The sequence below is a fragment of the Amycolatopsis sp. NBC_00355 genome (assembly GCF_036104975.1).
GTDB lineage: Bacteria > Actinomycetota > Actinomycetes > Mycobacteriales > Pseudonocardiaceae > Amycolatopsis.
In genome coordinates this window covers 2,953,632-2,966,683 of record NZ_CP107982.1, presented here as the reverse complement: position 1 = coordinate 2,966,683, position 13,052 = coordinate 2,953,632, and the positions used below count along the sequence as shown (strand labels likewise).

Here is a 13,052-nt window from a genome sequence, read left to right as displayed (position 1 = left end):
CGACTCGTGGAACGGTGTCAAGTGGTCGGCGCGACGGTCGTCGACGGATCGGGTCGCGACCCGGTCGACGTCGACGTCACCATCGAAGACGGGCACATCACCCAGGTCGGTGCCTCCGGCGCACACGGCGAGCACCTCGATGCCGGAGGCCTGACGATGACGCCCGGCCTGATCGACGCTCACGTCCACTTGGGCCTGTCGAGCCCGATCCAGCCGCAGTTCTCGTTCCGGATCAGCGCCGCCGAGCTCGCGGCGGACATCTTCGCCACGGCCGGCGCGACGCTCGACGCCGGCTTCACCACCGTCCGGGACACCGGCGGGGTCGACGGCGGACTCGTCACCACGATCGCGAAGGGCAAGGTCCGGGGGCCGCGCGTCCTGTCCTGCGGACCGGTTCAGTGCCAGATCGGCGGGCACGGCTACTACGGAGCCGACTGGGAACCCACCGAGCTGTGGAGCAGCCACCACCTGCCCGGCCTGTGCGCCCTGTCCATGATGTCCGGCAACGCGGACGAGCTGCGGCGCAACGTGCGCGAGGCGTTCCGCCGCGGAGCCTCCTTCCTGAAGCTCTGCGTGACCGGCGGAGTGGTCGGCGCCCACGACCGGCTGACCGACACCCAGTTCACCGTCGAGGAGATCGCCGTCGCTGTTCAGGAGGCCGCGGCGCGGGGCACCTACGTGACGGTGCACGCCCACAACAACGACGGCATCCGGAACGCGATCGAGGCCGGGGCGCGCTGTGTCGAACACGGCACCGATCTCGACGAAGCCACGGCCACCCTGATGGCCACTCGAGACGTCGCCCTCGTGCCCACGTTCGCCGTCGTCGAGCAACTGCTGCACGACACCGCCGGAGCGGGCCTCGACGAATCCACCCGCGACCGGGTGCTGGGTGTTCGTGAGCGGATGACCGAGGCGCTCGCCGTCGCCAAGGAGGCCGGAGTGCGGATCGGGCTGGGCTCCGATCTCATCGGCCCGGCTCAGGACCGCCGGGGCGAAGAGCTCAGGCTGCGCGCGAAGCTCGAAACACCGATGGCAGCTCTCGTGGCGGCCACCAGGACCAACGCCGAGATCCTCGGCCTGGCCGGCCAAGCCGGTGTCATCGCTCCCGGCGCGCAGGCCGACCTCGTGCTGTGGAACGGCAACCCGGTCGAAGACCCGGAGCTGTTCGCCGACCCCGCCAACGCCGTCCTCGTACTCAAGGCCGGCCGAATTGTGAAGGACCTCCGATGAGCACCATGTGGCAGGGCTGCCTCGCCGACACCGACTACTTCGAGCTGCGTTCCAGCGGCGGGCACGACTACGGCGTCTGGGTCACCACACCACCGGGCTACGACCCCGCGACGACGCGAACTCCTGTCGTGTACGTGCTCGACGGCAACTGGGCCGTGGGCATGACGGCTCCGCTCATCGTCACCCAGAAAGACCCCATGCAGCAGCTCCAGCCCTACATCCAGGTCAGCGTCGGCTACGCGGGCGAGGACGCACAGCACTGGGCACGGCTGCGCAACAGAGACCTCGTGCCACCCGGCGAGCCCATCGCCCAGGAGTTCGTCGACGCCGTGGAAACGGGAATCCGAATGGGTTCGATGACCCGCGAGGAAGCCGACGCCTACCTCGCCGAACTGCGCGACGCCCACGCCGATGCGTTCCTGAGCTTCCTCACCGCGGAACTGCACCCGCGGATCGAACGCGACTACGGCACGGCCGCGAGCGGTCACGGCCTCTTCGGCTACTCCTACGGCGGACTCTTCAGCCTCTACGCCTGGCTCACCGGCAGCACACTCTTCGAGAGCATCGGAGCGGGCAGCCCCGGTGTCGTCGGTGAAGACAGTCAGGTCTTCGCACGGCTCGAAGAAATGGGCGACCGCCTGCCTGCCGCCAAGCTTCACGTCACCCTCAACGAACAAGAGCTTCTCGGAGACCTGGCCGTCTACCAGAACCTCGCGAAGAACACGGCCACCGTCCTGCACCACCTGACCGCCCGCGGCGGCGCCGTCACCAGCGCGGTCCTGCGCGAAACGCACGTGACCGGCCTTCAGGCCTCGTTCCTCAGCTACCTCAGGACCTGCCGTGCCCGGTAAGCGCCCGAGTGCCGATGTGGTCGTGATCGGGGCCGGGGTGATCGGTTCGTCGATCGCCCTTGAGCTTGCCCGGGCGGGGCACCGGGTGAACGTGCTCGATCGGGCCCCTGGGGCCGGCCAGGGGTCGACCTCGGCATCGAGCGCGATCGTCCGGTTCAACTTTTCCACCGCCGCCGGGGTGGCGACGGCGTGGGAGGCGCAGTTCGGCTGGCTCGACTGGGCCGGCCACCTAGGGCACGATGTCGGCGATCTCGCGATGTTCCACAAGAGCGGGCTGGTCATGCTGGACGTCGAGGCGGCTCCGCGTACGTCATGGCTTCCGTTGTTCGATGAGATCGGTGTTCCCTACGAGGAATGGGACAGCGCGACCTTGGCCGAGCGCGTTCCGGGTATCGACGCCGGCCGCTATTGGCCGCCGAAGCGGCTCGCCGACGAGGAATTCTGGGAGGACGCGCACCATTCGCTCGGTGGCGTGTACACCCCGGATGCCGGTTACGTCTCGGACCCGAGCCTCGCCGCCGTGAACCTCGCCGCCGCGGCCTCGGCGTGCGGGGCGGAGCTCCGCTTCCGCAGCACGGTGACAGCGGTGGAGAAGGCCGGCGGGCGCGTGACGTCGGTGCGGCTGTCGGACGGCACCCGGCTTCCCTGTGCCGTCGTGGTCAACGCGGCCGGTCCGTGGTCGGGCGCGGTGAACCGGTTGGCCGGCGTGGGTTCCGACTTCACGGTCGGTGTGCGCCCGATGAGGCAGGAAGTAGCGCACGTGCCGGTTTTGGAGAGCTACGGCGGGCCGGTGGTGGCGGACATGGATCTGGGCACCTATTTCCGTGGTGAGGCGGCAGGGGGCCTGCTCGTCGGCGGAACGGAGCCGGAGTGTGATCCGATGCAGTGGATCGACGACCCGGACGCCGTCGACATCCACCCGACGGCCGCGGTCTTCGAGGCTCAGGTGACGCGGGCTGCACGGCGGCTACCCGATCTGGCGGTGCCCAACCGGGCGCGCGGCGTGGTGGGCGTTTACGACGTCGCCGACGATTGGACCCCGATCTACGACCGCACCGAACTCGAGGGCTTCTACCTCGCGATCGGAACGAGTGGCAACCAGTTCAAGAACGCGCCGGTCGTGGGGCAGCTGATGACGGAGCTGATCAACCAGGTGGAGAACGGCGTCGACCACGACGCGGTGCCCGTCCGGTTCCGGGCCCCGCGCACTGGCCTGGAGATCGACCTGGGTGCGTTCTCGCGTAAGCGCAACCGAAACACGGCGAACTCGGGCACGGTGCTGGGCTGAGCAGGGAGCTCGGACGAGGCCGTTGTTCTCCGTAGGCGAGTTGTCGAGCAGCCGTGACGCCGTGCCATGCAGCACTGCCGCGGTGTCTCGGTGTCCTTGAGGAGGCGCCTGTCGAAATGGCGCGGATCTCGGACGGCTGCTCGTCGGCGGTGACGGCTTCGGCGCCGAGTTCACCACGGCGCTGTGCTGGGATCTGGCGCCTCGGTGGCTGGTCCGGTGGAGGCAACGGGTTCAGCGAAGCGGACCGCGCTTGCCCGCCTCGAACAGCTGGAACGACGCACCCGTCCCTTCGCCGTCGCGCCGCCCTGCGCGGACGTCGCCCGCGTCCGCTGGGGCGAACCTGAACTCGTCGGCGGGATCGTCTTCCGCACCTTTACCAGCGCCGGCCGCGCCCGCCACACCGCCTGGCGCGGGCTGCGCGAGGACCGCAAACCCAACGACGTCATCGCCCCGGGTGCAATGCCGGCACCCACGGTGACAAGGCCGACGCCGACAGCAACGGACGCTGCCGAACACCCGGAAGCGGCAGGCACACAGCCGACGCAGTTGGGCGAGAAGGTGACGGTTCAGGTCGAGAACCGGCGGCTGACCATCTCGAACCTCGGCAAAGTCCTCTACCCGCAGGCGGGTTCACCAAAGGCAAAGTGATCAACTACTACTCACGGGTCGCCCCGGCCCTGCTGCTGCATCTGGCCGGCCGTCCCGTCACGTTCATCCGCTTTCCCCACGGGGGTTGCCGGCCAGCAGTTCTTCGAGAAGAACGTCGCGAGCGGTGCGCCCGACTGGCCGACCACCGTCCGGCTGCCCACCTCCGGCAGGCGCTCCGGTCGCGGGGAGGGCGTCATCGAGTACGTGTTGCTGGACGAGCTTGCGGCCCTTCATCACCGGCCTGCAGGTCGGCTGCGCGGGCGTCCCCGCGAACCGTGGCGCGATCGCCTACGACGCCACCGGCTACAACGCCGACACCGTCGTGCGCGCCACCACCCAGGCCATCCTCGGGCTCGGCGGCCGCGGCCTGGCCCAGCTGACGTCGGCCGGTGCATCCGCCGCGGAACCTGCGCCGACCTGCCCGTGACCACGGGGGAGCCCGGCACCGGTGAGTGCCGGGCTCCCTCGGCGGTTCATACGTGCCGGAACTCCGCCGGGCGCTTCCCGGTGAACGCGGCCATGCCTTCCTGCTGGTCGTGCGTCGCGAAGGTCGAGTGGGACAGCCGGCGCGGCCGATCGCTTCGAGCACATGTGGCGCCCGGTGTTGCTTGTTGGCGTGGCCGCCGTGGAGTTGAGATCGATTGTCCGTTGTCTGGGTCGTGTGGTTGGCGCAATACGCGATAGACCAAGGGTTTTCGATCTGAGTGACGGCGTTGTGGTGAGTTCCGTTGGCAGGATCCATGATCCACAGCTGGCCGGTGGCGTGGCGGAATCCGAGCGTTGTCCAGGTGCGGCGTACTTGTTCGAAGGCTGATTTGTCTTTGAGTTGTGCGCGGTCGAGGTTGATGGGGAACGGCAATTCGGTGACGAGCTGCTCGCTCTGCAGGCCACCTGCTTCGACGCTCGTCAGGCACGCCGAAGCGCCGAGGCCATCGACGTCATCGACGATGTGGCGGTGGTCCGACAACTGCTCGCCGACAAGTACGGGACGTCGTCGCCGAGGCCGGGCCTGCACCGCGGTGACGCGCCTGAGGTCATGACCTGCGGCCGGCGATGATGTCCCCGATCGTCGTCAACGCCGGGTTGCCCGGGTCCCAGTACTCGCTGTGCGCCGCGCCGCTCGGGCCGCCCGTCGGGCCCGGGGTGCCTGGGGCGGAGGCGAACACGTCGCCGCCGAAGGGCCGGTCTGCGGGGTTCGGGCCCAGTGCGACGTCGTGGTCCGAGGTGAGCGGGCCGCCCGGCTGGTACGGACCCGGGTTGATCTTGCCGTTCGTGATGCTGATCAGGTCGTTGGCCGCGGTCGTCGAGTGGACGTGCTCGGCGACGTGCGCCTGGTCGACGCCGTCGAGGTGCAGCTGAGCGGCTTGGTCCACACCGACGCCCGGGCTCGCCACGAACACGAGGTCGTCGGCGTTCAGGCCGCCGTCGCGGGCCGCGTGGCCGATCGTCGTCGTGCCGTAGCTGTGGCCCAGCACCGTGTTGTGCGAGGCAGGGCCGACGTGCGTGGCGCGCAAGCCGTCCTGGAACGTCTGCAGGTCGCCCTTGCCGCCGTCGGCGTAGGACTCGTCCCCGGCGTTGTAGAGCTGGTCCGGCGCGTCGTAGCCGACCCACGTGATGACCGAAGTGGACGGTGACCCCGCGGCCTGCGCGGCGTCGTACATCACGTCGGCGCGGTGGACGTCCCCGGTGATGCTGTTCAGGTCCGCCATGGTGCCCGGGACGTACGTCGTGACGTTCGCGGCCGTGTCGGGGTTCCCGGTCGCGACCACGCCCTTGCCGTCCGCGGCCGTGTCGAGCTCCAGCAGGAACGTCGGTGGCCCGCCGCCGTTCAGTCGGTCGCGCAACGCGGTCAGGCCGTTGACGCGGTCCTTCAGAGCGCTGTCGCCGCCGTCCGGGACACCGCCCCCGCCACCCGTGTAAGGGTTGTAGCCCTGGTTCTGGTCGGCTTTGAGAGCGGCGCTCGCGGCGTCGACCTCCCGGTCCAGCGCGGCGCGGTTCAGCGAGTCGCGGACCGTCGCGGGGACGCCGTCGAGGTTGCGGATCGAGTCCGGCGCGTCCTGCATGACCTTCGCACGGTCGGCGTCGGACAGGCCGTCCCACCACCCTTTGACCGTCGCCGGCCCGCCACCCGGCGGCGCCGCGGGGGCCGGACCGTGGTCGGGTGCGGCCAGCGGAGCCCCGGCGCCCGCGGAGACGCGGCCCGCGGCGTCGTCGAGGATGCCCTGCGCGAGGCTCGCCACCTGGCTCGCGAACTGCGCCCGGTAGGCGTCGCTCGCCCCGGCGGGCAGCTTGCCGAGGTTTTCGTAGGTGGCGGAGTTCTGCGCGATGAGGTCCACAAGGGACTGTTTGGCCGCGGTGACTTCGCCGGCGAAGTTCGTCACCCGGGCCGCGACCTGCCGCATCGCCTGGCCGTTGTCGCCGGCCTGGGTCAGCACCCGGTGCGCCCGGGCGAACATCGCGACACCGGCGGTGTCGGTCCACGACGTCGTCAGGTCGGCGGTGTTCGTCCCGGCGGCCCGGTCGAACGTCCCGGCCGCCGACTCCCAGGACCCGGCGAGTGTCCGGACGGAGTCCTCGTTCGTGTCGGGCCACGGGACCTTGGCCTTCACCGCGCCCCACAGGGCGTCGGCGGGTTCGGCGATCGGCATGGCTCCAGGATTCCACCCGGGGCACCGAAAACGCGCCCGGTGGCCGGAAGCGGACAACGGCGTTTCGCCGCCGCCCGCCCGCCGCAGAATGAGCGGGTGACCACAGCAGCGGGCGATCAGATGGGCATGGAAACCGACACCGTCGACCGCGGCGCGCAGGCTCTCGCCGACAGCGGCACGGCCCTCGGAACTGCCTGGCGTGCCGGTGATTCGGCCATCGCCGCGGGCGAACCGGCCATCGGCACCGGCGTGCTGGGCGCGGCGTTCCGTGGCGGCTATACGGGCACGAGCGACGCGGTGCGCCAGTCCGCCGGATTCGTCGCGCCGGACTTCGCCGCGACCGCCGAGGCCGGCCGGTTGTCCGCCGCGGACTACGCGGCCGCCGACCAGCGGGCCCGGGCCGCGATGGCGGCCGGCCGATGAGCGAGTCGCCGGACGGTACCGTCCGCGCCACGCTCGGCGAGCGCGGCGAACTGGTGCGGCTGTGGCTCGACCCCCGCCTCCTGCGGGAGCCGGACCGCCTCGCCGCGAGAGTGCTCGACACCGTGGCGGCTGACGCCGAGTTCGATTTCGAACCGCTGCTTCGGGAACTGGACGGCTTTCCCGCGCTGCGCGACAGTCTCGAGCGGTTCCGCGACGAACTGCCGGGTGTGCGCGAGACGGCGTTCTCGGACGACGGCCTGATCAGCGCCACCGTCACCGGCGACGGCCGGCTCGCGGACCTCGAGGTGAGCCCGCGCGCCTGTCACGATTCGAAAGCGCTGGCGACGGTGATCGTCGCCACCGTGCGGCGGGCCGGAAAGGCGGTCGAGCACAGGAATTCCACGCTCGCGCACGGGCTCACGGCGCCAGCCGGTACCCCACGCGGTGCTCGGTGTGGATGAGGGCCGGCGGCCGGAGCTTGCGCCGCAGCTGCGCGATGACGACGTCGAGGACGTTGGTCGCCGGGGTGGCCATCTCGTCCCAGGCGTGCGCGATCAGCTCGGCCCGCGGCACCGCCTCGCCCGCGCGCCGCGCCAGCAGCTCCAGGACCGCGAACTCCGTGTGCGTCACCGTGAGCAGGACCCCGGCCCGCCGCACCTGACGGCCGCCGACGTCCACTTCGAGGTCGCCGCAGCGCAGTACCACCGGCTCGGCGGGGCGCGGCGCCCGGCGGCACAGGTTGCGGACGCGGGCCACGAGCTCGTCCACCGCGAACGGTTTCACCAGGTAGTCGTCGGCGTGGGCGAGCCCGGCGATGCGGTCGGCGACGGCGTCGCGCGCGGTGAGGAACAGCACCGGCGTCTGCAGGCCGGCCGCCCGCTTCGCCGCGAGGAACCCGACGGCGTCGCCGGACGGCAGCATCCGGTCCAGGACCGCGCAGTCGTAGGTGTTGACCCAGAGCGCCTCGTCGGCGGCGGGCAGGTCGCCGACCACGTCGACGGCGAACCCGGCCCCGCGCAGCGAAGCGCCGACCGCGAGCCGGAGGTCGGGGTCGTCTTCGACGATCAGCACGCGCACACTTCCGGACAGTAGCGCCCCGGCGTCCGGTCAGCCCGCTTCGGCCAGCAGCCAGCCGCGATCGGCGGCCTTGACCCCGGCCTGGAACCGGCTGCGCGCGCCGAGACGCCGCATGATGTCGGCGACCATGCGGCGCACGGTGCGCACGGACACGCCGAGCTCGGCCGCGGCGGACTCGTCGGTGTGGCCGGTGGTGAGCAGCTCCAGCAGCCGGGACTGGCGCTGGTCGAGCGCCTCGTCGTGGCCGCCTTCGATCAGCGGGGTGGCGACCGGCCAGAGCCGTTCGAACAGCTCGACGGTCGTCGTGACCACGCCGGGCAGCCGGAACGCGAGCACACCGGAGGAGCTGATCGCGCGGTCCGCGGGCAGGACGACGAGCGAGCGGTCGAGGACCAGCGCGTCGGTCGGGACGGCCGGAAGGGTACGCACGGAAGCCCCGGCCAGGGCGAGGGCGCCGAGCCGCCGACTCAGCGCCGGGGCCGTCCTTGCCGTGTCGGGCACCAGGATCCGGTAGCCGACGCCGCGGCCGAGGTGTACGTGATCGTTCGGGCGGACGGCGCCGAGCGGCGCGCGGGCCGCAGGGCCGGAGGTGCTCATGACGAGGACTTCGTGGCGGGCGTCCGCCAGCAGGTCGGTGCGGGGCGTGGTCATTCTGCGGTCCCTCCGATCGGGAGCGTGGCGGTGACGCCGGTGAGGTGGTGGCCGTCGAGGCGGTCGAGCCGCCGGCCGTGGCCCGCGCACCAGCGGGTGAGCCCGGGCAGCGCGGCGTCGAGGGCGGCGGGGGAGCGGGCGGCCAGGCGCAGGGTGGCGCTCGTGGTGGTGCCACGCGGGGTGCGCCGGGCTTGCGCCGCGAGGGTGACGGCGACCCCGGGCGGGCGGCTGAGCAGGCCGGCGACCAGACGTTCGGTGACCGGGCCGTCGACCCGGAAGCAGATCTGGGAGATCGGCCCGGTGCGCCAGCGGGTCCAGTCTTCGCGCAGTACGGTCCGGCCGCCGGTGACGTGCGCGAGCGCGGCGATGGTGGCGAGACCGGCTTCGCGGCCGAGAGGTTCCGACGGGACGCCGTGCTGGGTGAGGCCGCGCAGGACGCGGCGGAGGGTGTTGCGCAGGACGAGGGTGAGGACGTCGTCGTCGGCGTGCCCGGCGGTGCGGACGGCGTGGATGCCGAACCACCGTCGCGGCGGCGTGCCGGGTCCGCCGCCGGCGTGGAAGATCGCCTGGACACCGGGGTAGGGGCCGTCGGGATCGGCCGCGGGCAGCAGCGTGGCGGGCGGGACCCACCGCGGGCCGCTGGTGGTGGGCTCGGCGACGGCCGCGACGCCACCGGCGTGCCGGACGACCAGGACGGGGACACCGGCGAGGTCGGTGGCACCGACGCTGACGCCGGGCAGCAGGTGCTCCAGCAGCGCTGCGGCCCGTTCGTGCGGCGGCAGGGCGACGTCGCGGGGGCGGGCGAGGTAGCCGAGGCCGAGCGAGGTGAGTTCGGCGAGGCTGCGGTTCTTGATCTTGAGGGTGCTCCCGCCGGTCACCGCGGCGGCGAGAGCGGCCGCCGCGGTGACCGGCCAGGGCTGGGTGAGGCCGGCGGCGGCGAGAGCGGCGGCGCATTCCCAGCGGACGAGAGTGCCGGCGCGGGGAAGCGGTTTCGCGGATTCGGCAGGCGGCTCGGTGACCGCGGTTCGGGGCGGCGGCGGGGTCGCGGGCAGGGAGAGCGCAGTGGCGTAGCGGAGGGGCGCACCGACCGCGGCCGCGACGACCGGCGGGGCCTGGTCGGTCGTGGGGTGGAGCGGCGCGCCGGCCGCGACCGCGGAGCCGGGCTGCGGCAGGCTCGTGGCCGTGGCAAGCCGGACGCCACCCGCGGCCACGCCACCCGCCGCCGCGGTCTCCGTGGCCTGTGCCGCGCCCTCGACCTCCGGCGGCGGCGCAGCGAGCACCGTGGTGCCCACGGGCCCGGTCATCCCCGGGTTGATCGCCGCCACAACCGCCGGGCGGCTCGAGAACTCAGCGCCGGCCATCCCGCACCTGTCCCTCCGTCGCTCGCCGGAACGCCGCCGTCAGCTCGGGCCCCGGCTCGACCCCCAGGTCGCTCCGGAGCGCCGCCCGCGCGCGGCGGTACAGCCCGATCGCCTCACTGCTGCGACCCCGGTCGCACAGCAGCTCCATCCAGCGGGCCCACGGCGGCTCCCACCACGGGTCTTCGTCCACCAGTCCCCTCAGCAACGCCTCCGCCTCGCGGAACCGGCCCAGCGAACCGTGGACCTCCGCCAGCTCCAGCCGCAGATTCCGGTGCACGCTCGCCAGCCACGTCACCGTCCCCGGCCCGGAGCCCGCGCGGAGCCCGTCGAACGGCGTGCCGCGCCACAGCCCCAGTGCCGCGCCGAACAGAGCCGCCGCCCTTGCACGAGCCCCCACGTCCCGTGCGCGGCGACCCTGTCCGGCCAGCAGCTCGAGGTGGTCGACGTCGAGTTCGCCCGGCTCCACCCGCAGCCGGTAGGCGTGTTCGCCGCGCTCGATGCGGGGTCCGCCGGCGGCGGCCGGGAGCGTGCGGCGCCAGTGCCAGATGTAGGTCTTCAGGTTCGCTTCGGCCGACACCGGCGCGGCCTGTTCCTGCCAAGTCGCCGCGATCAGCTGCTCGACGTCCACCCATTCGTTAGCGTGGAGCAGCAGCGCGGTCAGCACCGCCAGCGGCTTCCGGGCGCCGCGGACCCCGCGCACCCGGACCGGTCCGAGCACCGAGAACAGCGGGGGAAAGGACACTGTGGACAATGGCCCGGTGGACACCTCGGTCAGCGTGGTCGCCGTCATCACCGGCACCCCCCTCGTGGTCTGCGGTGTTCAGCTTGGGCGATCCGACATGAGGATTCGATGACAACGACCCGGGTGCTGGTCGTCGAGGACGACGAAAACCTTCGCTTCGCGGTGGCCACCGAGCTCACGGCCGGTGGTCTCGCCGTCGCTACCGCCGCCGACCTGGCCGGCGCGGACGCCGCTTTGCGCGAGACCGACGTGGCCTGCGTCGTCTTCGACCGGATGCTGCCCGACGGCGACTCGCTGCACTTCGTCGACCGGCTGCGCCGCCGCGGCTGGGCCGTCCCGGTCCTGTTCCTCACCGCTCGCGACAGCACCCAGGACCGCGTCGACGGCTTCGCCCACGGTGGCGACGACTACCTCGTCAAGCCGTTCTCCCCGGCCGAGCTCGCCGCGCGCGTGCACGTCCTGTGCCGGCGTGGCGGGAATCCCCGGCCGTCCGTGCTGAGCGTCGCCGACCTGGAGCTGGACAGCGCCCGCCGCGAGGTCCGCCGCGCCGGCGTGCTGCTGACGTTGTCGGACAAGGAGTTCGCCGTGCTCGAGGTGCTGCTGATCCGGGCCGGGCAGGCGGTCGGCCGCGAGGAACTGCTCGACCACTGCTGGGACGGCTCGGCCGACCCGGTCGCCAACGTCGTCGACGCGGTCGTCAAACGCTTGCGCGCCAAGCTGCGCGAACCCGGCCTGATCCACGCGGTGCGCGGCACCGGCTACCGGCTGGCCGTGGAATGACGCGCTCCTCGGCCGACCGCCTGCGCCGTCTGCGCGTGCTGCTCACGATCCTGTTCACCGCGATGAACACGGTCGGCCTGGTCGTCGTCGCCTGGCTGGTGCTCGCGGCCGACTCGCGGCAGCGCGAACAGCACCTCGACGACGAGCTGTACCGCGTCACCTCCGTGGTCAAGCGGCTGCTGCGCGCCGACGGCCCGGACGGCATCAGCGCCGCCGGTGCCGACCGCGACGAGGTCAACGACGCCTGCCCGCAGTTCGCCGTGCTGCCCGGCGGATCCGGGACGTTCCCGGCGAAGCTGAGCGGCCGCCCGTGCGTGGCGGTCGACGTCGACGTGCTCAACGGCTACGCGCAGCAGGCCATCGAGCAGAGCAAGTTCCTCTACGGCGGGATCGACGCCCCCGACGGCAGCCCGCTGCGGATACGCGTCGACCCCGTCCGGGCCCAGTCCGGCCGCTACGCCGGCGCTGTGGTCGCGGTGACCGACGCGCGTGCCGAAACGGACGCCCACGAGCGCGAGGTGCTCTGGGTGGTCGGCGGCGCGGTGGTGCTGGCCGGGGCGCTCGGCCTGACCGGGTGGGTCCTGTCCGGCCGCGCGATCCGGCCCGCGGCGAGTGCCCTCGAGCAGCAGGAGCTGCTGCTCGCCGAGACCGCGCACGACCTGCGTACGCCGGTGGCCGCGCTGCGGGCCCTCGCCGAGACGGCGCAGCGGCACCCGGCCGAGTCCGCCGAGCTGCTGCCGCGCACGGTCGCGCTGTCGGCCCAGATGGGCGAGATCATCGACGGCCTGCTCGTGCGGGCCCGGCTCGCGGCGGGCGTCGACCGGCTGACCGTCCAGCCGGTCTGGCTCGACCAGCTCGTCTCCGGGGTGGTCGAGGACACCCCGGCCGAGGGCGCCCGCGTCGCCGTCACCGCCGCGCCGTGCACCGTGCTCGTCGACCCGGCGCTGGTCCGCCGGGCGATCGGCAACCTCCTGGACAACGCCCTGCGCTACGGACGGCAGCCGGGGGAGCAGGCCGTCGTGCACATCACCGTCGCCGGGGGCCGGGTCACCGTGGCCGACCAGGGGCCCGGCGTCGACAGCACGACGGCGGAGGAGCTGTTCGACCGGTTCCGCACCGGCAGCGGCTCCTCCGGGCTGGGCCTGTCGATCGTGCGCTGGGTCGCGCAGGCCCACGGCGGCCGTCTCAACCTCTACAACGCCGACGAAGGCGGCGCGATCTTCGAGCTGGAACTGCCCCTGGCACCCGAGCGCCACTGAGTGTCACGGAGCCCTCCGCCTGTTCGCGTGCCTGAGGACTCTGCTGGGGTGCGGAAATGGACCGGAAATGTATCGGGTGCCGTACACTCCG

At 72.5% G+C, this 13,052-nt stretch carries 15 protein-coding genes and 1 pseudogene; 11 read left to right on the top strand and 5 right to left on the bottom strand.

Annotation, left to right across the window (positions count from 1 at the left end; genetic code table 11):
* The first annotated feature begins 6 nt into the window (after positions 1–6).
* The 7 genes and pseudogenes from OHS18_RS12345 (at position 7) to OHS18_RS12315 (ending at position 5,077) form a co-directional block, all read left to right on the top strand.
* On the top strand, positions 7–1,233 hold the full coding sequence (locus tag OHS18_RS12345; protein WP_328452883.1) for a metal-dependent hydrolase family protein: 1,227 nt from the start codon (positions 7–9) through the stop codon (positions 1,231–1,233).
* Entirely contained in the window at positions 1,230–2,084 is an 855-nt protein-coding gene (locus OHS18_RS12340; RefSeq protein WP_328452885.1) for an alpha/beta hydrolase, read from the top strand. The genes OHS18_RS12345 and OHS18_RS12340 overlap by 4 nt, the downstream gene beginning before the upstream one ends.
* Positions 2,074–3,372 (top strand): NAD(P)/FAD-dependent oxidoreductase, encoded by a 1,299-nt coding sequence (locus tag OHS18_RS12335; protein WP_328452887.1) that lies wholly within the window; start codon positions 2,074–2,076, stop codon positions 3,370–3,372. The genes OHS18_RS12340 and OHS18_RS12335 overlap by 11 nt, the downstream gene beginning before the upstream one ends.
* A 216-nt stretch (positions 3,373–3,588) precedes the next feature.
* Entirely contained in the window at positions 3,589–4,020 is a 432-nt protein-coding gene (locus tag OHS18_RS12330; protein WP_328452889.1) for an ATP dependent DNA ligase, read from the top strand.
* Positions 4,017–4,061, top strand: a pseudogene (locus tag OHS18_RS12325) (hypothetical protein); the annotation flags it as partial. The gene OHS18_RS12330 and the pseudogene OHS18_RS12325, both read left to right, overlap by 4 nt.
* Before the next feature lie 179 nt (positions 4,062–4,240).
* Positions 4,241–4,447, top strand: coding sequence for a hypothetical protein (locus OHS18_RS12320; protein WP_328459242.1), 207 nt, complete (start codon positions 4,241–4,243; stop codon positions 4,445–4,447).
* A 399-nt stretch (positions 4,448–4,846) separates the two neighbouring features.
* Positions 4,847–5,077, top strand: coding sequence for a hypothetical protein (locus OHS18_RS12315; protein ID WP_328452891.1), 231 nt, complete (start codon positions 4,847–4,849; stop codon positions 5,075–5,077).
* Here the strand turns inward: OHS18_RS12315 and OHS18_RS12310 are convergent.
* The gene (locus tag OHS18_RS12310; RefSeq protein ID WP_328452893.1) at positions 5,055–6,668 is read right to left on the bottom strand and encodes an alpha/beta hydrolase; all 1,614 of its coding nucleotides are present in this window, start codon (positions 6,666–6,668) and stop codon (positions 5,055–5,057) included. The genes OHS18_RS12315 and OHS18_RS12310 overlap by 23 nt on opposite strands.
* Before the next feature lie 96 nt (positions 6,669–6,764).
* Here OHS18_RS12310 and OHS18_RS12305 point away from each other — a divergent pair, with 96 nt between their 5' ends.
* Both OHS18_RS12305 and OHS18_RS12300 read left to right on the top strand, forming a co-directional pair.
* Entirely contained in the window at positions 6,765–7,091 is a 327-nt protein-coding gene (locus tag OHS18_RS12305; RefSeq protein WP_328452895.1) for a hypothetical protein, read from the top strand.
* A complete protein-coding gene (locus OHS18_RS12300) occupies positions 7,088–7,552 on the top strand; it encodes a YbaB/EbfC family nucleoid-associated protein (RefSeq protein ID WP_328452897.1) in 465 nt (154 codons plus the stop codon). The genes OHS18_RS12305 and OHS18_RS12300 overlap by 4 nt, the downstream gene beginning before the upstream one ends.
* On the opposite strand, the gene OHS18_RS12295 is transcribed toward OHS18_RS12300, so the two are convergent.
* The 4 genes from OHS18_RS12295 to OHS18_RS12280 are packed head-to-tail and all read right to left on the bottom strand — an operon-like array spanning position 7,509 to position 10,970.
* Entirely contained in the window at positions 7,509–8,168 is a 660-nt protein-coding gene (locus OHS18_RS12295) for a response regulator transcription factor (RefSeq protein WP_328452899.1), read from the bottom strand. The genes OHS18_RS12300 and OHS18_RS12295 overlap by 44 nt on opposite strands.
* 30 nt (positions 8,169–8,198) lie before the next feature.
* Positions 8,199–8,819, bottom strand: a complete 621-nt coding sequence (locus OHS18_RS12290; RefSeq protein WP_328452901.1) for a helix-turn-helix transcriptional regulator — start codon at positions 8,817–8,819, stop codon at positions 8,199–8,201.
* The gene (locus OHS18_RS12285) at positions 8,816–10,180 is read right to left on the bottom strand and encodes a hypothetical protein (RefSeq protein WP_328617076.1); all 1,365 of its coding nucleotides are present in this window, start codon (positions 10,178–10,180) and stop codon (positions 8,816–8,818) included. Before OHS18_RS12285 ends, OHS18_RS12290 begins: the two co-directional genes overlap by 4 nt.
* The gene (locus OHS18_RS12280) at positions 10,167–10,970 is read right to left on the bottom strand and encodes an AfsR/SARP family transcriptional regulator (RefSeq protein WP_328452905.1); all 804 of its coding nucleotides are present in this window, start codon (positions 10,968–10,970) and stop codon (positions 10,167–10,169) included. Before OHS18_RS12280 ends, OHS18_RS12285 begins: the two co-directional genes overlap by 14 nt.
* A gap of 60 nt (positions 10,971–11,030) precedes the next feature.
* Here OHS18_RS12280 and OHS18_RS12275 point away from each other — a divergent pair, with 60 nt between their 5' ends.
* The gene (locus OHS18_RS12275; RefSeq protein WP_328452907.1) at positions 11,031–11,702 is read left to right on the top strand and encodes a response regulator transcription factor; all 672 of its coding nucleotides are present in this window, start codon (positions 11,031–11,033) and stop codon (positions 11,700–11,702) included.
* Positions 11,699–12,961: a sensor histidine kinase gene (locus OHS18_RS12270; protein WP_328452910.1), complete on the top strand. Its 1,263-nt coding sequence runs from the start codon at positions 11,699–11,701 to the stop codon at positions 12,959–12,961. Before OHS18_RS12275 ends, OHS18_RS12270 begins: the two co-directional genes overlap by 4 nt.
* Positions 12,962–13,052: the final 91 nt, after the last annotated feature.

Bases quoted from the DNA above. Each gene is read 5' to 3' on its own strand.
- OHS18_RS12280 (WP_328452905.1), bottom strand. From the start codon at position 10,970: ATGACGGCGACCACGCTGACCGAGGTGTCCACCGGGCCATTGTCCACA.
- OHS18_RS12340 (WP_328452885.1), top strand. From the start codon at position 1,230: ATGAGCACCATGTGGCAGGGCTGCCTCGCCGACACCGACTACTTCGAG.
- OHS18_RS12290 (WP_328452901.1), bottom strand. From the start codon at position 8,819: ATGACCACGCCCCGCACCGACCTGCTGGCGGACGCCCGCCACGAAGTC.
- OHS18_RS12300 (WP_328452897.1), top strand. From the start codon at position 7,088: ATGAGCGAGTCGCCGGACGGTACCGTCCGCGCCACGCTCGGCGAGCGC.
- OHS18_RS12285 (WP_328617076.1), bottom strand. From the start codon at position 10,180: ATGGCCGGCGCTGAGTTCTCGAGCCGCCCGGCGGTTGTGGCGGCGATC.
- OHS18_RS12310 (WP_328452893.1), bottom strand. From the start codon at position 6,668: ATGCCGATCGCCGAACCCGCCGACGCCCTGTGGGGCGCGGTGAAGGCC.
- OHS18_RS12275 (WP_328452907.1), top strand. From the start codon at position 11,031: ATGACAACGACCCGGGTGCTGGTCGTCGAGGACGACGAAAACCTTCGC.
- OHS18_RS12270 (WP_328452910.1), top strand. From the start codon at position 11,699: ATGACGCGCTCCTCGGCCGACCGCCTGCGCCGTCTGCGCGTGCTGCTC.